Annotated in this window: 25 protein-coding genes; 5 read left to right on the forward strand and 20 right to left on the reverse strand. The window is 73.8% G+C overall.

Features of this window, described 5'->3' with window-relative positions:
* Positions 1-76: 76 nt before the first annotated feature.
* The 5 genes from ACI79X_RS02400 to nucS form a co-directional block, all read right to left on the reverse strand.
* Complete coding sequence (locus tag ACI79X_RS02400; RefSeq protein ID WP_457023811.1) at positions 77-802, reverse strand: SDR family NAD(P)-dependent oxidoreductase; 726 nt, start codon at positions 800-802, stop codon at positions 77-79.
* On the reverse strand, positions 799-1,923 hold the full coding sequence (locus ACI79X_RS02405; RefSeq protein ID WP_457023812.1) for an alcohol dehydrogenase catalytic domain-containing protein: 1,125 nt from the start codon (positions 1,921-1,923) through the stop codon (positions 799-801). The genes ACI79X_RS02400 and ACI79X_RS02405 overlap by 4 nt, the downstream gene beginning before the upstream one ends.
* Positions 1,920-3,212 (reverse strand): MFS transporter, encoded by a 1,293-nt coding sequence (locus ACI79X_RS02410; protein WP_457023813.1) that lies wholly within the window; start codon positions 3,210-3,212, stop codon positions 1,920-1,922. Before ACI79X_RS02410 ends, ACI79X_RS02405 begins: the two co-directional genes overlap by 4 nt.
* A gap of 25 nt (positions 3,213-3,237) precedes the next feature.
* A complete protein-coding gene (locus tag ACI79X_RS02415; protein ID WP_457023814.1) occupies positions 3,238-3,771 on the reverse strand; it encodes a 2,4'-dihydroxyacetophenone dioxygenase family protein in 534 nt (177 codons plus the stop codon).
* Positions 3,772-3,930: 159 nt separating this feature from the next.
* Positions 3,931-4,614 carry an endonuclease NucS gene (nucS, locus tag ACI79X_RS02420; RefSeq protein WP_457023815.1) on the reverse strand — a complete coding sequence of 228 codons (684 nt, stop codon included), beginning with the start codon at positions 4,612-4,614 and terminating at the stop codon, positions 3,931-3,933.
* A 595-nt stretch (positions 4,615-5,209) separates the two neighbouring features.
* On the opposite strand from nucS, the gene ACI79X_RS02425 reads away from it, so the two are divergent.
* Positions 5,210-5,674, forward strand: coding sequence for a hypothetical protein (locus ACI79X_RS02425; RefSeq protein ID WP_457023816.1), 465 nt, complete (start codon positions 5,210-5,212; stop codon positions 5,672-5,674).
* A gap of 9 nt (positions 5,675-5,683) precedes the next feature.
* On the opposite strand, the gene ACI79X_RS02430 is transcribed toward ACI79X_RS02425, so the two are convergent.
* Both ACI79X_RS02430 and ACI79X_RS02435 read right to left on the reverse strand, forming a co-directional pair.
* Positions 5,684-6,214, reverse strand: a complete 531-nt coding sequence (locus tag ACI79X_RS02430) for an NUDIX hydrolase family protein (protein ID WP_457023817.1) — start codon at positions 6,212-6,214, stop codon at positions 5,684-5,686.
* A gap of 50 nt (positions 6,215-6,264) precedes the next feature.
* A complete protein-coding gene (locus ACI79X_RS02435; protein ID WP_457023818.1) occupies positions 6,265-7,038 on the reverse strand; it encodes an enoyl-CoA hydratase-related protein in 774 nt (257 codons plus the stop codon).
* A gap of 60 nt (positions 7,039-7,098) precedes the next feature.
* On the opposite strand from ACI79X_RS02435, the gene ACI79X_RS02440 reads away from it, so the two are divergent.
* Positions 7,099-7,833, forward strand: coding sequence for a YqjF family protein (locus ACI79X_RS02440; RefSeq protein WP_457023819.1), 735 nt, complete (start codon positions 7,099-7,101; stop codon positions 7,831-7,833).
* Positions 7,834-7,893: 60 nt separating this feature from the next.
* On the forward strand, positions 7,894-9,096 hold the full coding sequence (locus ACI79X_RS02445) for a sensor domain-containing phosphodiesterase (protein ID WP_457023820.1): 1,203 nt from the start codon (positions 7,894-7,896) through the stop codon (positions 9,094-9,096).
* Here ACI79X_RS02445 and ACI79X_RS02450 read toward each other — a convergent pair.
* On the reverse strand, positions 9,093-11,111 hold the full coding sequence (locus ACI79X_RS02450; RefSeq protein ID WP_457023821.1) for a protein meaA: 2,019 nt from the start codon (positions 11,109-11,111) through the stop codon (positions 9,093-9,095). The two genes, ACI79X_RS02445 and ACI79X_RS02450, sit on opposite strands and share 4 nt — an antisense overlap.
* Before the next feature lie 126 nt (positions 11,112-11,237).
* On the opposite strand from ACI79X_RS02450, the gene ACI79X_RS02455 reads away from it, so the two are divergent.
* Entirely contained in the window at positions 11,238-11,570 is a 333-nt protein-coding gene (locus ACI79X_RS02455) for a hypothetical protein (RefSeq protein ID WP_457023822.1), read from the forward strand.
* A gap of 62 nt (positions 11,571-11,632) precedes the next feature.
* On the opposite strand, the gene murA is transcribed toward ACI79X_RS02455, so the two are convergent.
* Entirely contained in the window at positions 11,633-12,913 is a 1,281-nt protein-coding gene (gene murA / locus ACI79X_RS02460) for a UDP-N-acetylglucosamine 1-carboxyvinyltransferase (RefSeq protein ID WP_457023823.1), read from the reverse strand.
* 58 nt (positions 12,914-12,971) lie between these two features.
* On the opposite strand from murA, the gene ACI79X_RS02465 reads away from it, so the two are divergent.
* The gene (locus tag ACI79X_RS02465) at positions 12,972-13,574 is read left to right on the forward strand and encodes a cob(I)yrinic acid a,c-diamide adenosyltransferase (protein ID WP_457023824.1); all 603 of its coding nucleotides are present in this window, start codon (positions 12,972-12,974) and stop codon (positions 13,572-13,574) included.
* 13 nt (positions 13,575-13,587) lie between these two features.
* On the opposite strand, the gene ACI79X_RS02470 is transcribed toward ACI79X_RS02465, so the two are convergent.
* The 11 genes from ACI79X_RS02470 to ACI79X_RS02520 all read right to left on the reverse strand — a co-directional run bounded on the left by ACI79X_RS02470 (position 13,588) and on the right by ACI79X_RS02520 (position 21,998).
* Positions 13,588-13,989, reverse strand: coding sequence for a DUF2550 domain-containing protein (locus ACI79X_RS02470; RefSeq protein WP_457023825.1), 402 nt, complete (start codon positions 13,987-13,989; stop codon positions 13,588-13,590).
* Positions 13,990-14,020: 31 nt separating this feature from the next.
* Positions 14,021-14,407, reverse strand: a complete 387-nt coding sequence (locus ACI79X_RS02475) for a F0F1 ATP synthase subunit epsilon (protein ID WP_457023826.1) — start codon at positions 14,405-14,407, stop codon at positions 14,021-14,023.
* Positions 14,408-14,553: 146 nt separating this feature from the next.
* Positions 14,554-14,766 (reverse strand): hypothetical protein, encoded by a 213-nt coding sequence (locus ACI79X_RS02480; protein ID WP_457023827.1) that lies wholly within the window; start codon positions 14,764-14,766, stop codon positions 14,554-14,556.
* A gap of 288 nt (positions 14,767-15,054) precedes the next feature.
* Positions 15,055-16,491, reverse strand: a complete 1,437-nt coding sequence (gene atpD / locus ACI79X_RS02485; RefSeq protein WP_457023828.1) for a F0F1 ATP synthase subunit beta — start codon at positions 16,489-16,491, stop codon at positions 15,055-15,057.
* A gap of 65 nt (positions 16,492-16,556) precedes the next feature.
* On the reverse strand, positions 16,557-17,492 hold the full coding sequence (locus ACI79X_RS02490) for a F0F1 ATP synthase subunit gamma (RefSeq protein WP_457023829.1): 936 nt from the start codon (positions 17,490-17,492) through the stop codon (positions 16,557-16,559).
* 1 nt (position 17,493) lies between these two features.
* Entirely contained in the window at positions 17,494-19,110 is a 1,617-nt protein-coding gene (gene atpA / locus ACI79X_RS02495; RefSeq protein WP_457023830.1) for a F0F1 ATP synthase subunit alpha, read from the reverse strand.
* Between the two features lie 56 nt (positions 19,111-19,166).
* Positions 19,167-19,985, reverse strand: a complete 819-nt coding sequence (locus ACI79X_RS02500; RefSeq protein ID WP_457023831.1) for a F0F1 ATP synthase subunit delta — start codon at positions 19,983-19,985, stop codon at positions 19,167-19,169.
* Positions 19,985-20,566, reverse strand: coding sequence for a F0F1 ATP synthase subunit B (locus tag ACI79X_RS02505; RefSeq protein WP_457023832.1), 582 nt, complete (start codon positions 20,564-20,566; stop codon positions 19,985-19,987). The genes ACI79X_RS02500 and ACI79X_RS02505 overlap by 1 nt, the downstream gene beginning before the upstream one ends.
* A gap of 50 nt (positions 20,567-20,616) precedes the next feature.
* The gene (gene atpE, locus ACI79X_RS02510) at positions 20,617-20,844 is read right to left on the reverse strand and encodes an ATP synthase F0 subunit C (protein ID WP_093583887.1); all 228 of its coding nucleotides are present in this window, start codon (positions 20,842-20,844) and stop codon (positions 20,617-20,619) included.
* Between the two features lie 102 nt (positions 20,845-20,946).
* Positions 20,947-21,777 carry a F0F1 ATP synthase subunit A gene (gene atpB / locus ACI79X_RS02515; protein ID WP_457023833.1) on the reverse strand — a complete coding sequence of 277 codons (831 nt, stop codon included), beginning with the start codon at positions 21,775-21,777 and terminating at the stop codon, positions 20,947-20,949.
* Positions 21,774-21,998, reverse strand: a complete 225-nt coding sequence (locus tag ACI79X_RS02520; protein WP_457023834.1) for an AtpZ/AtpI family protein — start codon at positions 21,996-21,998, stop codon at positions 21,774-21,776. Before ACI79X_RS02520 ends, atpB begins: the two co-directional genes overlap by 4 nt.
* Positions 21,999-22,083 lie beyond the last annotated feature (85 nt).

The following is a 22,083-nucleotide window of genomic DNA, read 5'->3' on the forward strand; positions in this document are numbered from 1 at the left end:
GGCGGTCGAGCGGGCGACGCCTGCGCCCGGCCGGCACCGGTCAGGGTACCGGCCGGGCGCTGCGGTGTCGGTCAGGTCACACGGTCAGGTAGCCGCCGTCGACAGGCAGCACGACTCCGGTGACGTAGGCCGCCGCGGGCGAGGCGAGGAAGACGACGACCTCGGCGACGTCGGCCACGTCGCCCCACCGCCGGAACGGCATCCGGTCCAGGACCGCCGCGCTGGCCACCGGATCGGCCTGCAGGCCCTGTGACAGGGGCGTGTCGATCCAACCGGGCGCGACCGCGTTGACCCGGATCCCCTCGTCGGCGTACTCGGCCGCCAGCGACCGGGTCAGCTGGACGATCCCGCCCTTGCTGGCGCTGTAGGCCGGCCGGTCGGCGGCGCCGAAGAAGCTGTACATCGACGCGGTGGTGACCACGCAACCGCCGTCTGCGGCCAGCAGCGGTCGGGCGGCCTCGGCCGCGCGCATGGTCGCGGTGAGGTTGACCGCCAGCACCTCGGTGAAGGTGCCGAGGTCGTACTCGGCTCGGTCCCGGCTCACGCCTGCACAGCACACGAGGACGTCGAGGCGGTCGAGGCGGTCGAGGTACCCCGGCAGCGCGGCGGTGTCGGTGACGTCCAGCTCGGCCACGGTCACCCCGTCGGCCGCCGGCGCGTTCGGCCCGTCGGCCCCGAGCCCGACCGCGTGCACGGCCGCCCCCAGCCCGGCGAGACGCAGCGCGGTCGCGGCCCCGATGCCCGACGTGCCGCCGGTGACCAGGGCCGTGCGCCCGTCGAAGAGATCCGGTCGCCAGGTCACGACGCAGACCCGCCGCAGCGTACGAGCGTCTTCCCCCCGCGGCCTGCACCGGTGGCCATCGCGAGCAGGGCAGCCGGGGCGTCTGCCAGGTCCACGACGTCGGTGACCAGGCCGGCGAGATCGAGGCGACCGGCCGCCACGAGTCCGATCAACTCGTCGTGGCAGTCCCGGTAGCCGACGCTGGCGGTGATCGTGAGTTCCCGGTCGACCATGACCGACGCCGGGAGCACCAGCCGGTCGGCGAGCCCGAGCAGCACCAGCTCGCCACCTGTGCGCAGGCTCGCGAGCGCGGTGTCGAAGGCCGGCTGCGCCCCGGCCACCTCGAAGGCCACGTGCACGCCGTCGCTGCCGGTGCGGGCCGCGACGAGCGCCGCGACGTCCTCTGGCGCGACGGTGGCGTCGGCGCCGTACCGCCCGCCCATCGCCCGGCGGGCCCTGACCGGGTCCACCCCGACGATCAGGCCGGCGCCCGCCTCCCGGAGGAGCGCGCACACCAGGAGCCCCACCGGGCCGAGGCCGACGACGAGCGCGGACTGCCCGGGGGCGACCGAGGAGCGGCGGACGGCGTGCAGGGCCACCGCGGCCGGCTCGAGGACGGCAGCCGCCGCCAGGTCCGTGCCGGCCGGCAGCGGGCGGACCATGTAGGCCGGGACGACGGCGTACTCGGCCATGCCGCCGTCGCCCATGAGACCGGCGAAGCCGAAGCCGGCGCAGACCTCGTACCGGCCCTCGCGGCAGGCGGTGCACCGGCCGCAGCGGTAGTTGGGCTCGATCGCGACCGCGCTGCCCGCGGGCGGGCCCTCCACGCCCTCCCCCAGCGCCGCCACGGTGCCGGAGAACTCGTGGCCGAGCGTCACAGGCGCGAGCGCGCCGGACAGCGGGTGTGGCCGGTCGACCGGGACGGCGTGCGGTCCGTCGGCGACCTCGTGGAGGTCGCTCCCGCAGACACCGCACCAGGCCACGGCGACGAGCACCTCCCCGGGACCCGGGGCCGGTACCGCCACGCTCTCCAGGCGCAGATCGCGCGGGCCGTGCCAGCGCACCGCCCGGGCGACGCGGGGGGAGGTGCCGCCGGCCGCGACCGGCGGCACCTCCGACCCGTGCGGCGTCACGACGGTCACGCCGCGGCCTCCGTCCGCCGGGCGACGCGCGCCGGAGCCGTCTCGACGAGTGCGGCTGACAGCAGCAGCACCACGACCGCGGCCCCCGAGCTGACGACCATCGTGGCGTCGAGGCCGAGGCTGTCGGAGAGCCGACCGGCGAGCGCCGGGGCGAGGAAGCCGCCGACGACCTCACCGACGCCCATGATCAGCCCGAGCGCGGTCGCCATCACGCCCTTGGGCACCGTCTCGGCCGGGATCGTCGCCATGAACAGCGTGAAGCAGCCCATCCCGGTGTAGGTCAGCACCAGCGCGCCGAAGAGCAGGGCCGGCGAGTCGATGGTCATGATCGCGACCGGGGCGAGGACCGCCAGGACGGTCGCCCCGGTCAGCGCGGGCTTGCGCCCGAACCGGTCCGACAGACCCGGGACCAGCGCTCCCCAGAGCACCCATGCCACCCCGATGCCGGTGAGCACGAAGCCCGCGTCCCCACCGTCGAACCCCTTGACCTCGGCCAGGTACAGCGGGGTGAAGGTCTGCGTGGTCACGAACCAGGTGAGGTAGAAGATCGCGATCAGCAGGCACACGACGACGTTGCGGTGACGCAGCACCGAACGCAGTCCGCCGGCGCCGTGGCTCTCGGTCACGACCCCGCCGTCCATGGCCTGCGTGGCGGGGTGGCGCAGCCGCAGATCGCGGACGAGCCACAGCACGAGGGCGGCCATGACCACGCCGGGCACGACCGTCACGTAGAACGCCGTTCGCCACCCGTAGGACTCCGCCACCCACACCGTCACGAGCGGTCCGACGATCCCGCCGAGCAGGCCGGCCGAGGAGCCCTGCAACAGGCCCATGTTCAGCCCGCGCCGGCGCGGCGTCGACGAGTGCGCCATGAGCGTCTGGGACAGCGGCAGCACCGCACCCTCCGCACCGCCCATCAACGCCCGGAACAGCAGCAGGCTGGCCAGCCCGCCGACGAGGCCGGACAGGGCGGAGAACAGGGTGAAGGTCACGATCGCCGCGATGAGCAGCGGCTTGCGCCGGTCGATCCGGTCCGACAGCAGGCCGACGCAGAGTCCGGCGACGGCCCAGGTCAGCGCCGGGATGCCGCCGAGCAGGCCGATCTGTGCGTTGGTGAGGTCGAGCTCGTCCTTGAAGTACGGCGTCAGGTAGTTCAGCGCCAGTCGGTCGAAGAAGACGAAGCCGAAGGTGCTGAACAGGACGGCGAGCAGGACGTTCTCGTAGCGGCCGCCCCGCGGGGGCGGGGTGTAGCCCGCCTCCGCGGCCACGGACGGCGCAGTGGTGGTCATCGTCGGCTCCAGGACCGCGCGCGTGTCAGCGGATCAGGGTGTCGACGAAGCCGGCACCGATGCCGACGCGGTCGTAGTGCTCGCGACAGAGCGCCAGGTAGTCGTGGACGTCGAAGTAGCCGTTGCCGTTGCCGTCCTCGTCCAGCCAGACCAGGGGGCCCGTCACGACGAAGAAGGCGCGCATCGGCTCGTCGGACTCGTACGCGACGAGCGTGTGGCCCTCACCGGGCGTCTCGTAGACGAACGACCCCTTCGTGGCCGTCCAGGGCTGCTCGAGGTATCCCCACTTCCCGCTGATCGTGTACGCGAAGACCTCGTGCGGGTGGTAGTGCCGGTTCACCAGGCCGGCCGAGCGCGCCCACAGGACGTCGGCCCAACGGTTGTCCCGCGGGGAGATCCACAGCGGCCGCGACCCGACGGTGGGACTGAGCGGCACGTAGTAGCGCTCGTCCTCGACCGGCGCGTACTGGTGGAACACCTCGGGCTGGGCGTCGGGCTTGAGCGCGTTGACGATCGGCTTCAGGTCGCGCCAGAACTCGTTACCGGGGGCCTCGGGCATGGGGTCACTCCTCCGCGATGGGGTCTGCGTCACACCTGCGTGACGCCGGAGGAGAGTCAAGGCGAGCGCGACCGCGGAGTCTTTCCCGTGCCGGACATCCCCTTTGCCGGTTCCGGACAGGTCCCCGCCGGTCCGGACCCGGAGTGGTCGGGGCGATCGCTAGAAGAGGCGCTGCGTGGGGTCGTCGGTGCCCTTGAGGACGGCGTAGTCGACGGTCACGCAGTCGATGCCGCGGTCGGTGGCCAGCACCCGGGCCTGCGGCCTGATCTCCTGCGCGGCGAACACGCCCTTGACCGGCGCGAGCAGCGGGTCGCGGTTGAGCAGCTCGAGGTAGCGGGTGAGCTGCTCGACGCCGTCGATCTCCCCGCGCCGCTTGATCTCCACCGCCACGGTGCGCCCCTCGGCGTCGCGGCACAGCAGGTCCACCGGGCCGATCGCCGTCGGGTACTCCCGGCGCACCAGCGACCACCCGGCGCCGAAGGTCTCCACGTGCAGGGCCAGCAGCCGCTGCAGCTCGGCCTCGACGCCGTCCTTCTGCAGGCCCGGGTCGACGCCCAGCTCGTGGGAGCTGTCGTGCTCGACCGCCTCGATGGTGATGACGAGCTGCTCACCGGCCTTGTTGGTGACCGTCCAGGTGCCGGCCCTGCCGTCGGGGGTGTCGACGAGCTCGTCCTTCAGCGTGCACGGCGGGGTCATCCAGTTGAGCGGCTTGTAGGCGCGGTCGTCGGCGTGGACCGAGACCGAGCCGTCGGCCTTGACCAGCAGCAGCCGGGTGGCGAGGGGCAGGTGGGCGGTCAGCCGCCCGATGTAGTCGACCGAGCAACGGGCGATGACCAGGCGCACGGGCGCCGACGGTACCGGTCCGGTCACGACGGGAACCCCGCGGCCGGGGTCGCGCGTCGCACGACCGTGACGACGACGTCGGCGGCCCGCGGGGCCGGACTGCTGGCCCTGGCGCTCTCGCTCGCCGCCTGCGCCGGGGACGGCGGGGACGCCGCGGCGCCCTCCTCCGGCGCCGCGGCGCTGCCGTCGGGGCTGGTGCTGGAGGTCGCGCACACCGGCGGCTTCACCACACCGGACGAGCTGGCCGCCCGGCTGCCGGTGGTGAGCGTCTACGGCGACGGGCGGATCCTCACGCAGGGCCCGCAGATCGAGATCTGGCCGGCGCCGGCGCTGCCGAACGTGCAGGTGCAGCAGGTCGGCGAGGACGTCGTCCGCGACCTCGTGCAGGCCGCCGGGGGGGGGGGGGGGGGCGGGGGGGGCGGGGGGGGGGGGGGCGCGGCGGGCGGGGCGCCGCCCCGCCCCCCCTCCCCCCCCACCCCCCCCCCCCCCCCCCCCCCCCCCCCCCCCCCCCCCCCCCCCCCCCCGCCCCCCCCCCCGCCCCCCCCCCCCCCCCCCCCCCCCCCCCCCCGAGACGGGCGACCTGGGCGACCCGCCGGTGGCCGACGCGACGACGACCCGCTTCACCCTCGTCACCGGCGGCGGGACGGCGGTGCGGGAGGTCTACGCGCTGTCCGAGACGCCCGACGACTCCGTCACGCCCGAGCAGGCGGAGGCCCGCGCGCGGCTGCGGGGGCTGGTCGACGAGCTCACCTCGCAGACCGCGCCGAGCGCGCCCTACGTCCCGCAGACCGTCGCCGCCGTCGTGCAGCCGTACGCCGGCGGCGACCCCGAGCTGCCGCAGCCCGAGGTCGCCTGGCCGGGCCCGGAGCTCCCCGGGACGCCGCTGGGTGCGGGCCTCACCTGTGTGAGCGCCACCGGCCGGCAGGGCGCCGACGTGCTGGCCGCGGCCGCGTCGGCGAACGCCCTCACGCCGTGGGTCGCACCCGACGGCGCCCGCTGGTCGGTCACCTTCCGGCCGGTCCTCCCGCACGAGTCGGGCTGCACCGACCTCGGGCGCTGACCCGCCCGCTCAGACGCCGAGGTGCGCCAGCGCCTGCAGCAGCAGCGTGCCCTGGCCGCCGGCCAGCTCGGCCAGCACGGTGGACTCGCGCACCTCGTCCGGGGTGAACCAGGTGAGCTCCAGCGCGTCCTGCTGCGGCGCGCAGTCGCCCTCGACCGGCACGACGTAGGCCAGCGAGACGGCGTGCTGGCGGGGGTCGTGGAACGGCGTCACCCCCGGCGTCGGGAAGTACTCGGCGATCGTGAACGGCTGCGGGGCCGGGGGGACGCGGGGCAGCGCAAGGGGGCCGAGGTCCTTCTCCAGGTGCCGCAGCAGCGCCGAGCGGACCCGCTCGTGGTGCAGCACCCGGCCCGACACCAGCGCCCGCTTCACCTGGCCGTCCTCGCCGATCCGCAGCAGCAGGCCGACGGCGGTGACGACGCCCTGGCCGTCCACCCGCACCGGCACGGCGTCCACGTACAGGATCGGGAGCCGCTCCCGCGCGAGGTCCATCTCCTCCCGGGAGAGCCAGCCGGCGTCGGAGCGCGTCACCTCGGACATGCGGACTGTCTATCCGACGCGGCCCGGCCGGGCCCGGCAGGGTCCCCCGATCAGTCGGTCCAGACCGGGGAGCGCTTCTCCAGGAACGAGCGCATGCCCTCGCGGGCGCCGTCGAGCTGGCTCGCCGCGGCCATGACCTCGACCGCCGTGGCGTAGGCGTCGCGCTCGGGCCGGTCGAGCTGGGCGTACATCGTCCGCTTGCCCCAGGCCTTGCTGGCCCGCGAGCCGCGGGTGGCCCGCGCCATCAGGTCGTCGACGGCGGCGTCGAGGTCGGCGTCGGGGACCACCCGGTTGACCAGGCCCCAGTCCAGCGCGGTGCGGGCGTCGATGACGTCGCCGGTGAGCGCCAGCTCCATCGCGCGCTTGCGGCCGACGTTGCGGGCGATCGGCACCATCGGCGTGTGGCAGAACCAGCCGCCCTTGCCGCCGGGCGCGGCGAAGCCGGCCGACTCGGCGGCCACGGCCAGGTCGCAGGAGGCGACCAGCTGGCAGCCGGCTGCGGTGGCCAGCGCGTGCACCCGGGCGACGACGACCTGCGGCACCTGCTCGATCGTCTGCATGAGCTCGGTGCACAGCGCCAGCAGGCTGCGCACGTCGGGCAGCGGGGCGTCGAGGACGTCGGCGAAGTCGTGGCCCGCGCTGAACACCGGCCCCTCGGCGCCGAGCACGATCCCGGCGGCGTCGCCCTCCCCCGCCTCGGTCACCGCGGCCAGCAGCTGCTGCAGGTGGTCGCGGGACAGCGCGTTGCGCTTCCGCGGCCGGCACATGGTGATGCGGACGACGTCGCCGTCCCGCTCGACGCGGGGCGCACCCTCAGCGGTCATGTGGCCGACCTCACCACGCCGGGGTCGCCGCGGGCAACGCCGCTGGGGAGGCTGGGAGGCGTGCAGCCCGAGGAGGTCACCGACACCGCGCCGCGCGCCGCCGGCCGGACGCTGTTCACGCAGGGCTGGCGCGACGTCGCCTTCGTGCACTGGGCGGTCGACCCGGCCGTCGTCGCGCCGCTGCTGCCGCCCGGCACCGAGCCCGACGTGCACGACGGCGCGAGCTGGGTGGGCCTGGTGCCCTTCCGGATGCGGCGCATCGGCGTCCTCGGCTCCCCCGGCCTGCCCTGGGTCGGCTCGTTCCTCGAGACGAACGTGCGGCTGTACTCCGTCGACGGGCAGGGCCGCCGCGGCGTCGTCTTCCGGTCCCTCGACGCCGACCGGCTGCTGCCGGTGCTGGTCGCCCGGGCCGCCGGGCTGCCCTACCTGTGGTCCCGGATGCGCCTGGACGTCGAGGAGGCCCGCGACGGCGACCGGCTGACCTACACCTCGCGCCGCCGCTGGCCCGGCCCCCGCGGCGCCGGCGGGCGGATCGAGCTGCGGGTGGGTGAGCGGCTGACCGCCCCCGGCCCGCTCGAGCGGTTCCTCACCGGTCGGTGGGGGCTGCACCAGACGACGCTCGGGCGCACGCGCTACTGGCCCAACGAGCACCCGGCCTGGCCGCTGCACCGCGCCGAGCTCCTGACCTGGGACGGCGACCTGCTGGCCGCCGCCGGGCTGCCCGGGGTCGGCGGCCCGCCCGACAGCGTGCTGTTCTCCCCGGGCGTCGACGTCCGGTTCGGCCCGCGCCGGTAGTCGTACGAGGCCGTTCCGCTACCGCTGGGCAAGCGCTTCCCCAACCGTCAGGATGCCGGGGTGGGCTCTCCCCGGTCGCTCGCCGCTCCCCCGACGTCCGCGCCCTCCGACGACTGGGTGCACCGCCTGCTCGACCTCGCCCGGGCCCGGCTGGACATGGACGTGGCGTGGCTGTCGGTGTTCGAGGAGGGGCGCCAGCACATCACCTCCGCCACCGGCGAGCTCGACGCCATGCACGTCGAGGAGGGGATGTCGCTGCCGCTGGAGGAGTCCTTCTGCGTGCGCGTGCTCGCGGGCCAGCTGCCGCCGGTGGTGACCGCGGCCGACCGCAACCCCGTCACCCGGGACCTGGCGGTCACCGAGGCCCTGGGCATCGGTTCCTACGTCGGCGCCCCGGTGCGCGACGGCGAACGGCGGCCGCTCGGCATGCTGTGCTGCCTCAGCCGCGACGCCGGTGAGCACCTCGACGGGGGCGCGGTCCGCACCGTGGAGATGCTGGCCGACCTCATCGGCGAGCGGCTGGCCGCCGAGGAGGTCGCCGAGGCCGAGCTCACCGCGCGGCGGGCCCGCGTCGTCGACGTCCTCACCCGCCGGGCGGTCGCGATCCACCTGCAGCCGGTGGTGGACATGCGCTCCGGCCGGGTGGTGGCGCACGAGGCGCTGGCCCGCTTCCCCGGCCGCGAGGAGGGTCCGGCGACGCTGTTCACCGACGCCGCGGCCGTGGGGCTCGGGGTGGAGCTGGAGCTGCTGGCGGTGCGCTCGGCGCTGGCGCTGGCCGACCGGCTCCCGCCCGGCACCCGCCTGGCGGTCAACGTCTCCCCCGAGGCGCTGCTCGTGCCCGCCGTGGGCCGGGCGCTGGTCGAGGGGGCGGCGCGGGTGCCGCTGACCGTGGAGGTCACCGAGCACTCCCCGATCGAGGACTACCCGGCCGTGCTGGTCGCCGTCGAGCCGCTGCGGCGGGCCGGCATCCGGCTGAGCGTGGACGACGCCGGCGCCGGCTACGCGAGCCTGCGGCACATCCTGCGGCTGCGCCCGGACACCATCAAGCTCGACATCGCGCTGGTCAGCGGCGTGGACGCCGACCCGGCCCGGCAGGCGATGACCGCCGCGATGGTGGCCTTCGCCGCCGAGACGGGGTCCGCGCTCGTGGCCGAGGGCGTGGAGACCCCCGCCGAGCGGGACGCCCTGCTGGCCCGGGGCGTCCGGCTGGGGCAGGGCCACCTGTTCGGCCGCCCCGCCCCGCTCGGGGAGGCGGCCCGCTAGGCGGTCGCGGGGACCCGCTCGTCGAGGCCGTTGGCCTCGCGGACGACGTCGACGACCTGGCCCATGATGTCGGTGAGGCCGAAGTCCTTGGGCGTGAACACCCGGGCGACGCCCTGCTCGCGCAGCCGCCGGGCGTCGCTGTCGGGGATGATCCCGCCGACCACCACCGGGACGTCGTCGAGCCCGGCGTCCCGCAGCCCGCGCAGCACCGCCGGCACGACCTGCAGGTGCGAGCCGGACAGCACCGACAGCCCCACGACGTGCACGTCCTCCTCGACGGCGGCCGACACGATCTGCGCGGGCGTGAGCCGGATGCCCTGGTAGACCACCTCGAAGCCGGCGTCGCGGGCCCGGACGGCGATCTGCTCGGCGCCGTTGGAGTGCCCGTCGAGGCCGGGCTTGCCGACGAGGAACCGCAGCCGCCCGCCGAGTTCCTCGCCGGTGGCGCGCACGCGCTCGCGGACCTCGGCCAGCGTCTCGTCGGCCTCGCCGCCGCCGGTGGCCGCGGCCACGCCGGTGGGGGCGCGGTACTCGCCGAACACCTCGCGCAGCACGCCGGCCCACTCCCCCGTCGTCACGCCCGCGCGGGCGCACGCGAGGGTCGCGGGCATCAGGTTGACGTCGCTGCCGGCGGCCTCCCGCAGGGCGGCCAGCGCGGCCTCCACCGGTGCCGGGTCGCGCTCGGCCCGCCAGCGCTGGACGGCCTCCTTCGCCGACGCCTCCACGGCCGGGTCGACCACCATGATCGCGGTGTCGAGGTCCGCCGTCAGCGGGTTGGGCTCGGTGCTGTCGAACCGGTTCACCCCGACGACGACGTCGTCGCCGCTCTCCATCCGGCGCCGCCGCTCGGCCAGCGAGGCGACCAGCTGCCCCTTCATGTAGCCGGACTCGACGGCGGCGACCGCCCCGCCCATCTCCTGCACCCGGGCGATCTCGGCGCGGGCGCCCTCGACGATCTCGGACACCTTCCTCTCGACGACGACCGAGCCGGTGAACAGGTCGTCGTACTCGAGCAGGTCGGTCTCGTAGGCGAGCACCTGCTGCAGCCGCAGCGACCACTGCTGGTCCCACGGCCGGGGCAGGCCCAGCGCCTCGTTCCACGCCGGCAGCTGGACGGCGCGGGCGCGGGCGTCCCTCGACAGCGTCACGGCGAGCATCTCGAGCACGATCCGCTGGACGTTGTTCTCCGGCTGCGCCTCGGTCAGGCCCAGGGAGTTGACCTGCACGCCGTAGCGGAAGCGGCGGTGCTTGGGGTCCTGCACGCCGTAGCGCTCCTGCGTCAGCTCGTCCCAGAGCCGGGTGAAGGCGCGCATCTTGCACATCTCCTCGACGAAGCGGACGCCCGCGTTGACGAAGAAGGAGATGCGCGCGACCACCTCGCCGAAGCGCTCCTGCGGCACCTGGCCGGAGTCGCGCACCGAGTCCAGGACGGCGATCGCGGTGCTCATCGCGTAGGCGATCTCCTGCACCGGCGTCGCCCCGGCCTCCTGCAGGTGGTAGCTGCAGATGTTGATCGGGTTCCACTTCGGCATGGCCGTCACCGTGTAGGCGACCATGTCGGTGATCAGCCGCATCGAGGGCCCGGGCGGGAAGACGTAGGTCCCCCGCGACAGGTACTCCTTGATGATGTCGTTCTGCGTCGTCCCGGCGAGCTTCGCGACGTCGTGGCCGTGTTCCTCGGCGACGGCCTGGTAGAGCGCGAGCAGCCACATGGCGGTGGCGTTGATCGTCATCGAGGTGTTCATCTCGTCGAGCGGGATGCCGTCGAACAGCGCGCGCATGTCGCCGATGTGCGTCACCGGCACGCCGACCTTGCCCACCTCACCGACGGCGAGCTCGTCGTCGGGGTCGTAGCCGGTCTGCGTCGGCAGGTCGAAGGCGACCGACAGGCCCGTCTGCCCCTTCGCCAGGTTGCGCCGGTACAGGGCGTTGGACTCGGCGGGTGACGAGTGGCCGGCGTAGGTGCGCATGACCCAGGGGCGGTCGCGGTCCTTCGGCGCTGAAGGGAACGGCATGCCAGCGGAGTGTAGGGCTGTTACCGGCCAGTAGCAGCACCGGTCCGGGAACTCCGGCGGTGGCACACTCGATCGTGGACGACCGTGCCGCAAGGGCGCGGCCGGCGCTCGACGGAGGAGGCCGGGATGCTGCAGCCGGGCAGTCTCAGCTACATCGCCGGGCCGGTCATCGCGATCGTGGTCATGGTCCTGCTCGCGCTGTTCATGCGCTGGGCCTTCGGCGGCAGCTCGACCGGCGGCATGCGCCGCCGTCGTCCCACCCCGACCGACGACGGCCTGCTGACCCGCGTGGCCACGCTGACGCGGCGCGAGTCGGCGCTCGCGCTGCGGGCGGTGCTCTCCGACGCCGGGATCCGCTCGACGATCCGCTTCCCCGAGGCGCACCGGGCCGACGTGCTCGTCTTCCCCGAGGACGCCGCCCGCGCCCGCGAGCTCGCGGCCTCGTTCCCGGCCCGCTGACGGCCCCCGTGCAGGGGCCCGGGCCGAGCGCAGCGAGGTCCGGGGGGCACGGGGGTCCTTGCTCAGTCGGGGCGCTCGACCCGGCGGATCTCGGCGCCGAGGCCCGTGAGCAGCTCGACGAAGTCGGGGTAGCCGCGGTCGACGTGGTGCACGTCCTGCACCTCGGTGACCCCGTCGGTGAGCAGCCCGGCCAGCACCAGCCCGGCGCCGGCGCGGATGTCGGTGGCGAGCACCGGCGCGCTGGAGAGCCGCTCGCGGCCCCGGACGACGGCGTGGTGGCCGTCGATGCGCACGTCGGCGCCGAGCCGGACCAGCTCGTTGACGAACATGAAGCGGCCCTCGAACACGTTCTCGGTGATCAGCGCCGTGCCGGTGGACACCGCGGCGAGCGCGACGGCCATCGGCTGCAGGTCCGTGGGGAACCCGGGGAAGGGCAGCGTGACGACGTCGACCCCGCGGGGCCGCTCGTCCATGGCCACCCGGATGCCGTTCTCGACCACCTCGACGGTGGCGCCGGCGCTCACCAGCTTGTCCAGCGGGACGGCGAGGTGGTCGGGCACGGCCCGCTCCACGACGACGTCGCCGCGGGTCATCACCGCCCCGATCGCCCAGGTGCCGGCGACGATCCGGTCGGGGACGGTGCTGTAGGTGACCGGGCGCAGGGACTCCACGCCCTCGACGGTCAGGGTGGAGGAGCCGGCGCCGTCGATCCGCGCGCCCATCGCCGTGAGCATCGAGCAGATGTCGACGATCTCCGGCTCGCGGGCCGCGTTGTCGATGACGGTCGTGCCCTCGGCGAGCACCGCGGCCATGAGCAGGTTCTCGGTGGCCCCGACCGACGGGAAGTCCAGCCAGATCGAGGTGCCCTTGAGGCGCGGCGCGGTGGCCACGAGGAAGCCGTGCTCGCTGTGGATGGAGGCGCCGAGCCGCTCGAGGCCGGAGATGTGCATGTCCAGGCCGCGGGAGCCGATCGCGTCCCCGCCGGGCAGGGCCACCTTCGCGCTGCCGCAGCGGGCCACCAGCGGGCCGAGGACGCTGATCGAGGCGCGCATCTTGCGGACCAGGTCGTAGTCGGTCTCGGTGGCCGGCTGCTCCGGCACGTCGACGACGACCCGCCCGCCGCCGCCGGGCTGCCCCGACCGCTCGTAGGTGACGCCGCAGCCCAGCCGGCGCAGCACCTCGCTCATGATCGCCACGTCGAGGATGTCGGGGACCTCGTCGATGGTCGTCCGGCCGGAGGCCAGCAGAGCCGCGGCCATGAGCTTGAGGGCGCTGTTCTTGGCGCCCGTGACGCGGACCCTGCCCGTGAGGGCCGTGCCCCCGGTCACCTCGAAGCACTGCACCGCCACACCCTACGGCGGCCCGGCGGGCGTCCTCCGGCCAGCGCCTAGTCTCCTGGCCATGACCGTCCGGCTCACCCGCATCTACACGAAGACCGGTGACGCCGGGCAGACCCACCTCGGCGACATGAGCCGGGTGGCGAAGACCGACCCGCGGCTGGTCGCCTACGCCGACGTCGACGAGGCCAACAGCGTCCTCGGCCTCGCCCTGGCGCTGGGCTCACCCGCGCCGGAGCTGACCGAGCTGCTGCGCAGCGTGCAGAACGACCTGTTCGACGTCGGCGCCGACCTCTGCACCCCGGTCGTCCCCGACCCGGCGTACCCGCCGCTGCGGGTCACCGCCGCCTACACCGAGCGGCTCGAGACCGCCTGCGACGAGCACAACGAGGCGCTGCCGAAGCTGACCAGCTTCGTGCTCCCCGGCGGCACCCCGCTCGCGGCGCTGCTGCACCAGGCGCGGGTGGTGGTCCGGCGGGCCGAGCGCAGCGTGTGGGCGCTGCTGGAGGCCGACGGCGAGCGCACGAACGCCGAGACGGCCCGCTACCTCAACCGGCTGTCGGACCTGCTGTTCATCCTCGCCCGCGAGGCCAACCCCGACGGCGACGTCCTCTGGGAGCCCGGCGCGCACAGCGGGGTGCACGCCCAGCGTGCCGCCCGCGGCTGACCGCCGGCCGCTCCTAGGCGGTGGGTGGCGCCGACTCCACCCAGGACAGGAACCCGGTCACCGTCGCGGGGTCCATCGCCAGCTCGCGCGGGCCGTTGCGCGTCTCGCAGGACACGACGACGGCGTCGTCGGGCAGGGCGACGTCGTCGCGGCCCGGCGCACGGCGGCCGGCGACGTGCAGCTCGGTGCGGCACAGCCGCTGCTGCGGGCGCACCGACAGCGACACGGCGCGGTACCAGAGCAGCGCGTCCCCGCCGTACCACGCCACCCCCACCGCCCAGCGCGAGCTGCCGCCGGGGCGCAGCCACATGGGGACCGCGCCGAGGCCGGAGAGCAGGAAGCGGCGGCGCAGCAGGAACGCGACCACCAGGGCGACGACCAGCACCCCGGCGATGACGAGGAGGGCGGTGGTCACCGGCGGGTCGTGCGGGAGCGGTCCGGTCGGGTCAGGCCTGGCCGGCGGCGCGCAGCCGGGACTGGGCGCGGCGGGCGGCGGCGAGCGCCTCGGGGTCGTCGCCCTCCGCCTCGGCGCGGCGCAGCGCCTCGCGAGCCCGCTCGACGTCGATCTCGGAGCTGATCTCCGCCGTCTCGGCGAGGATCGACACGCCCTGCGGCGTCACCGACAGGAAGCCGCCGTGCGCGGCCGCGACGACGTCCTCGCCCTGGGTGCTGCGGATGGTGACGACGCCACCGGGGGCGAGCTCACCGAGCAGCGGGGCGTGGCCGGGCAGGACGCCGATCTCACCCTCGGTGGTGCGGGCGATGACCATGCTCGCCTCGCCGGACCAGATGGTCCGCTCGACGGCCACCAACTCGACCTGCAGGGTCGCCACGACACTCCTCCGGGTCCACCGACGCTGCGGTGCTGGGACGCCGGCCGGACGGGCACGGCGACGGTCGTCCTCACTCTAGCCGCGCGTGCACCGGCGTCCGGCGCGGGTCGTCCGCCGCCACCCCTTCGGGCGGCGCTCCGGGCCGCTCAGGCGGCGCGGCGGTAGAGCAGGGTCCAGCGGCCGACGCGGACCCAGGGGTGGCGCACCGTGGAGGCCGGCGCCCACTCGTCGGTGTCGTAGCGGATGTCGTCGACGTGGGAGACCGGTGCCGACGGCGGCCAGGTCCAACCGGGGTCCGGGGTGCTGATCGGCAGCCGGCTCACCGTGCCGTGCGTGCTCGTCCCGTCCAGCCAGTCCATCGTCACTCCCGTGCTGCGCGTCCGGTCCCTCCGGGGCGCCACCTGCTGTGTCGGCACGCAGGCTCCCGCTCTTGAGGGTCGATCCGCCAGCGACCTGCCCACGGGGGTGGTCCGCGCAATCACCCGATCGGGCGCGTCCTGGCAGGTCCCGACGCTGTGTCACCGGTCCCGCACGGAAGACATCGGCGCAGGTCACGGACGCGTAACGGCGGGGGCGAGGATCTCCGGGAAGCGCGACGGCCGGGCACCCCCGTTCGGGGTGCCCGGCCGTCGACGGACCGCGGTGAATCAGCCGCGCTTCAGCTTCTCCGCGTTGCGCTCGAGGTCCTCGAGCCCACCGCACATGAAGAAGGCCTGCTCCGGCACGTGGTCGTAGTTGCCCTCGGTGAGCGCCTTGAAGGCCTCGAGGGTCTCCGACAGCGGCACGTAGGAGCCGGGCTGACCGGTGAAGGCCTCGGCCACGAACATGTTCTGCGAGAGGAACCGCTCGATCCGCCGCGCGCGCTGCACGGTGACCTTGTCCTCCTCGGAGAGCTCGTCGATGCCGAGGATCGCGATGATGTCCTGCAGCTCCTGGTACCGCTGGAGGATCTGCTTGACGGTCTGCGCGACCTGGTAGTGCTCCTGCCCGACGTACTGCGGGTCGAGGATCCGGCTGGTGGAGTCCAGCGGGTCGACGGCGGGGTAGATGCCCTTCTCCGAGATCGGCCGCGAGAGGACGGTCGTCGCGTCGAGGTGGGCGAAGGTGGTGTGCGGCGCCGGGTCGGTGATGTCGTCGGCGGGCACGTAGATCGCCTGCAGCGAGGTGATCGAGTGGCCGCGCGTCGAGGTGATCCGCTCCTGCAGCTCGCCCATCTCGTCGGCGAGGGTCGGCTGGTACCCCACGGCGGAGGGCATGCGGCCCAGCAGCGTGGAGACCTCGGACCCGGCCTGGGTGAACCGGAAGATGTTGTCGATGAAGAGCAGCACGTCCTGGTTCTGCTCGTCGCGGAAGTACTCGGCCATCGTCAGCGCCGAGAGCGCGACGCGCAGGCGGGTGCCCGGCGGCTCGTCCATCTGGCCGAAGACCAGCGCGGTCGAGTCGATGACGCCGGACTCGGTCATCTCGGTGATGAGGTCGTTGCCCTCACGGGTGCGCTCGCCGACGCCGGCGAACACCGACACGCCACCGAACTCCTGGGCGACGCGGCGGATCATCTCCTGGATGAGCACCGTCTTGCCCACGCCGGCCCCACCGAACAGGCCGATCTTCCCGCCGGCCACGTAGGGGGTCAGCAGGTCGATGACCTTGATGCCGGTCTCGAGCAGCTCGGTGCGGCCCTCGAGCTGGTCGAACCGCGGCGCGTGGCGGTGGATCGACCAGCGCGTGAGGTCCGCGCCGTAGCCGGGGCTGTCCAGGCACTCGCCGAGGGCGTTGAAGACGTGGCCGGTGACGCCGGGACCGACCGGGACGCTGATCGGCGCGCCGGTGTCGCTGACCTCGGCGCCGCGGACCAGGCCGTCGGTCGGTGCCATGGAGATGGTGCGGACCACGTTGTCGCCCAGGTGCTGGGCGACCTCGAGGGTCAGGGTCTTGCCCAGGTCGGCGAGGGTCACGTCGACGTGCAGGGCGTTGAACAGGTCGGGCATCGCGTCGCGCGGGAACTCGACGTCGACGACCGGCCCGGTGACCCGGACGACGCGGCCGGTCGTCTGGGTGGTCGGACGGTCCTCGGTGACGGTCATGGGTGCTCCTGGGCTCAGGTGGATCTCAGGTCCAGTGTCCCCGCCGGAGGGGCGGGGTGGAGTGGTCAGTCGTCGGCGCCGGCGGACACCAGCGCGTCGGCGCCACCGACGATCTCGCTGATCTCCTGGGTGATCTCCGCCTGCCGGGCCTGGTTGGCCTGGCGGGACAGGTTCTTCGCCAGCTCCTCGGCGTTGTCGGACGCCGACTTCATCGCCCGCCGGCGCGACGCCGACTCCGAGGCCGCGGCCTCGAGCAGCGCCGCGTAGATGCGGGTGGTGACGTACTTGGGGAGCAGCGCGTCCAGCAGCGCCTCGGGCGAGGGCTCGAACTCGTAGGAGGTCGGGACGCCCGAGTCGCCGGAGCGCTCGCCGTCCTCCCCCGCGTCCTCGAGCTCCGAGGTGTCCATCGGCGCCAGCCGGCGGGCGGTGGGCACCTGGGACAGCAGCGACACGAACTCGGTGTAGACGATGTGCACCTCGTCGACGGCGCCGCTGCGGTCGGCGTCCTCCCCCGGCGCGAACACGTCGATCAGCGCCCGGCCGACCTCCTGCGCGTCGGAGTAGGCCGGCTGCTCGGAGAACCCGGTGAAGGTCTCCTCGACGGGCCGGTCGCGGAAGGAGTAGTAGGTCTCCCCCTTGCGGCCGACGACGTAGAGCACCGGCTCCTTGCCCTGCTGGCGCAGCTGGCCGAGGAGCTCCTCGGTGCGGCGCAGCACGTTGACGTTGTACGAGCCGGCGAACCCACGGTCGGAGGTGACCACCAGGACCGCCGCCCGGCGCGTCTCGGTCCGCTCGTTGAGCAGCGGGTGCTCCAGCGTCGCGGAGGACGCCAGGGCCGAGAGCACGCGGGTGATCTCCCGGGCGTAGGGCTTGGAGGCCTCCACCCGGGCCTGGGCGCGGACGATGCGGGCGCCGGCGATCAGCTCCTGGGCCGAGAAGATCTTCTTCGTCGACTGGGTGGAGCGGATGCGGCGCCGCAGCGCGCGGAGGGAACCGGCCACGTCAGGCGCTCTTCGCCGTCGAGACGCCCTGGGCCGTCGCGCCGCCGTCGCCGTCCTCGGTGAGCGAGGAGCCGTCCGACGTCCTGAACGAGCCGTAGAACGACTGCACGGCGCGCTCGAGGCTGCTGACCGCGTCGTCGCCGAGGGCCCGCGAGGTGCGGATCTCGTCGTAGACGCCGGTCTCCGACCGGCCGATGTGGTCGAGGAACTCCGACTCGAAGCGCCGCACGTCGCCGACCGGGATGCGGTCCAGCTTGCCGGTGGTGCCCAGCCACAGCGAGACGACCTCGCGCTCGACCGGGTACGGCTGGTACTGGCCCTGCTTGAGCAGCTCGACCAGGCGCTGGCCGCGGTCCAGGGTGGCGCGGCTGGAGGCGTCGAGGTCGGACGAGAACGAGGCGAAGGCCTCCAGCTCGCGGTACTGGGCGAGGTCCAGGCGCAGGCGGCCGGCGACGGACTTCATCGCCTTGATCTGCGCGGACCCGCCGACGCGGGACACCGAGATGCCGACGTTGATGGCCGGGCGGACACCGGAGTTGAACAGACCCGTCTCGAGGAAGATCTGCCCGTCGGTGATCGAGATGACGTTGGTCGGGATGTAGGCCGACACGTCGTTGCCCTTGGTCTCGATGAGCGGGAGACCGGTCATCGAGCCCGCGCCCATCTCGTCGGAGAGCTTGGCGCAGCGCTCCAGCAGGCGGGAGTGGAGGTAGAAGACGTCGCCCGGGTAGGCCTCGCGGCCCGGCGGGCGGCGCAGCAGCAGCGAGACGGCGCGGTAGGCCTCGGCCTGCTTCGACAGGTCGTCGAACACGATCAGGACGTGCTTGCCCTCGTACATCCAGTGCTGGCCGATGGCCGAGCCGGTGTAGGGGGCGATGTACTTGAAGCCGGCCGACTCCGACGCCGGCGCGGCGACGATGGTGGTGTACTCCATCGCGCCGGCCTCCTCGAGGGAGGCGCGGATCGCCGCGATCGTCGAGCCCTTCTGGCCGACCGCGACGTAGATGCAGCGCACCTGCTGCTGCGGGTCGCCGGTCAGCCAGGCCTCGCGCTGGTTGATGATCGTGTCGGTGACGATCGCCGTCTTGCCGGTCTGGCGGTCGCCGATGACCAGCTGGCGCTGGCCGCGGCCGATCGGGGTCATCGCGTCGATGGCCTTGATGCCGGTCTGCAGCGGCTCGTGCACCGACTTGCGCTGCACCACGGTCGGGGCCTGCAGCTCCAGGGCGCGGCGGCCGGTGGTGGCGATCTCGCCGGCACCGTCGATCGGGTTGCCCAGCGGGTCGACGACGCGGCCGAGGTAGCCGTCACCGACCGGCACCGAGAGGACCTCACCGGTGCGGCGGACCTGCTGGCCCTCCTCGATCCCGGCGAAGTCACCCAGGATGACGACGCCGACCTCGCGGACGTCGAGGTTCAGCGCCAGACCGCGGACGCCGCTCTCGAACTCGAGCAGCTCGTTGGTCATGACCGAGGGCAGGCCCTCGACCCGGGCGATGCCGTCGCCGGCCTCGGTGACGATCCCGACCTCTTCCCGGGAGACGTCCGGGGAGAACTCGGTGACGTAGTTCTGGATGGCACTGCGGATCTCGTCTGCGGAGATCGTCAGCTCGGCCATGGCTCGCGTCCTCTTCCCTGCTGGGTCGTGCTGTCTGTGGTCTGGGGTGGGGCGGGTCAGCCGGCGAGCCGGCGGCTCGCGGACTCGAGCCGGTTCGCCACGCTGCCGTCGATGACCTCGTCGCCGACGCGGACGACGAGACCGCCGAGCACCGCCGGGTCGACGGACACCTGCAGTCCGATGGTCCGCCCGTAGATCCGGCCGAGCACGTCCTGCAGCCGGCGCTCCTGCGCCGCGGTCAGCGCCACCGCCGTCGTCACGTGGGCGACGGAGCGGCCGCGCCGGGCGGAGGCCGCCTCGGACAGGCGGACGATCCGGTTCTCCGCACTCCCCACGTGCCGCGCGGTCAGGGAGTTCCGCAGCAGCTGCTCGGTGACCGGGCTGACCCGTCCCGTGAGCAGCCGGTCGAGCAGGGCCGACTTGCCGGCCACCGGCGCGCGGTCGTCGCCGAGGATGCGACTGAGCTCCGGGTCGCCGCCGACGATCCGGCCGAACCGGAACAACTCGTCCTCGACGCCCTCGAGCTCGCCGCGCGCCTCGGCGGCGTCGAGCCCGGCCTCGGTGGCGAGCACCTCGGTGGCCTCGACCAGGTCGAGCGGGCGCGACCAGCGCTGACGCGCGGCGGTCTCGACCAGGTCGACGGTGGCCTCGGACACCCGGCTGCCGAGGATGCTGCGGCCGAGGCCGGCGCGGTCGGTCGGCTTGACGGCCGGGTCCGACAGCGCGCGGCGCAGCGCGACGTTGTTGTCGAGCAGCCGCGCGACGGCGAACAGCTCGTCGGCCAGGGCCAGCAGGCCCGGGCCGGCCGCACCGCGGGTGATGGCCGCCAGGCGCTCGCGGCTGACCGCGAGCGCCTCCCGGCTGGAGGCGTCCATCAGCGGTCCGCCCCGGGGACGAACACGGTGCTGCCGGTCCGCCCGTCGGTGGCACCGCCGGCGCTCATGCCGTCGAGGGTGTCGAGGAAGCGGTCGACGGTGCCCCGGCGACGCGCCTCGTCCTCGAGGGACTCCCCGACGACGCGGCCGGCCAGGTCGACGGCGAGCGAGCCGATCTGGCCGCGCAGCTCGTTGATGACCGACTGCCGGTTGGCCGCCAGCTGCTCCTCGCCGCGGGCGACGATCCGCGCCGACTCCTCCTGCGCCTGCGCCCGCAGCTCCTCGAGGATCTGCTGGCCCTCGGCGCGCGCCTGGTCGCGGATCTGCGCGGCCTCCGTCCGGGCCTCGGCGAGCTGGGCGCGGTACTGCTCCAGCGCCGCCTTCGCCTCGGCCTGCATGGCCTCGGCCCGCTCGATGCCGCCCTCGATCGCCTCGCGGCGAGCGCGGAAGACCTGCTCGAAGCGCGGCGCGATGAAGCGGAAGAAGACCAGCATGACCACCGCGAAGGCGATCAGGCCGATGATGATCTCACCGAGCGGCGGGAGGAGCGGGTTCGCGCTCTCCGCAGCGAGGATGCTCATGCTCTCAGTGTCCTGTCTCTGGAGGTCCTGTCCCTACCCGGAGGCGGGGATCAGGTGCCGTAGACGAAGGGGACGACGAAGCCGATGAGGGCGAGCGCCTCGGAGAGGGCGAACCCGAGGAAGGCGTAGGTGCGGGTCAGGCCGGCCGACTCGGGCTGCCGGGCGGTGGCCTGGATGTAGGCCGCCCACACGATGCCGACGCCGATGCCGGGGCCGATGGCGGCGAGGCCGTAGCCCACGGAGCCGATGCTGCCGTTCAGCTCAGCGAGAAGATCCATGACGGGGTGTTCCTCCTGTGTCGTCGCCCGGAGGTGTCCGGGCGGCTTGCGGGGGTCGTGCGGGTGGTGCGGTCCGGGTGGTGCGCGGGAAGGCCCCGGGGCTCAGTGCTCGGCCTCGATGGAGCCGTTGAGGTAGGTCCCCATCAGCACCGTGAAGACGTAGGCCTGCAGGAAGATGACCAACAGTTCGAAGAAGGTCATCACGATGGCCATCAGCGCCGACACGGGCCCAAAGATGATCGAGAAGTTGTCCCGGCTGAACAGGTAGACCGCGCCGAGCGAGAAGACGACCAGCAGCATGTGGCCGGCGAACATGTTCGCGAAGAGCCGGACCGCGAGGGTGAACGGCCGGACGATGAAGTTCTGCAGAATCTCGATCGGGGTGACCAGGATGTACATCGCCTTGGGCACGCCGGGCAGGAACAGGATGTCCTTGAAGTAGCGGCCGGCGCCCTGCTCGCGGATGCCGATGTAGATGTAGAGGACCCAGCAGATCAGCGCGAGGACCAGGGGGAACGCGAACTTCGACATCGGGGAGATCTGCGCGAGCGGCAGGATCGACATGAAGTTGTTCGCGAGGATGAAGAAGAACAGCGACGCGAGGAACGGCGCGAACGGGATCCCCCGGGGGCCGACGACGTCGCGCGCGATGCCGTCGCGGACGAGGGAGTAGCCGCTCTCGCCGACGAACTGCAGCTTGCCGGGCACGATCGACGGCTTGCGGACCGTCATGATCATGAAGACCAGCATCGCGAGCGTGGCGAACCACAGGCCCAGCGTGATGCGGGTGATGGCGAAGTCGACGCCCAGCAGCGAGAACTCGGCGATCGGCTCGGGGTAGAACTCGCTGAGGCCGGGGGCCTGGAAGCCGTCACCGGCGCCACCGCCCTCGGCGGCGAGCACGTCCACGAGCGCGAGGGCGCTGGAGGTCACCGTTGTCCCTTCTGCGTCCTGGGCCGGCTCCGTCGTCCGCCCGGGGTCTTGCCGTTCTCGGTCGTCTCCGGTGCCGGAGGCGGACCGCCGTACCGCTTGACGACCAGGTAGATCGCCACGCTCATGCCGAGCAGGATCCCGACCGGGAGGAACACCCGCGTGTCCAGCCACCGGTCGAGCAACCACCCGGCTCCGCCCCACACGGCCAGCCCGGAGATCATCGTCCCGATGACCGCATAGCCGGTCTCGGCACCGCTGCCCCGAGGAGCGGCTGGTCGCGCAGGTCGGGACCGGGGTTCCCCACGG

This window comes from Geodermatophilus sp. SYSU D01119, assembly GCF_054049975.1.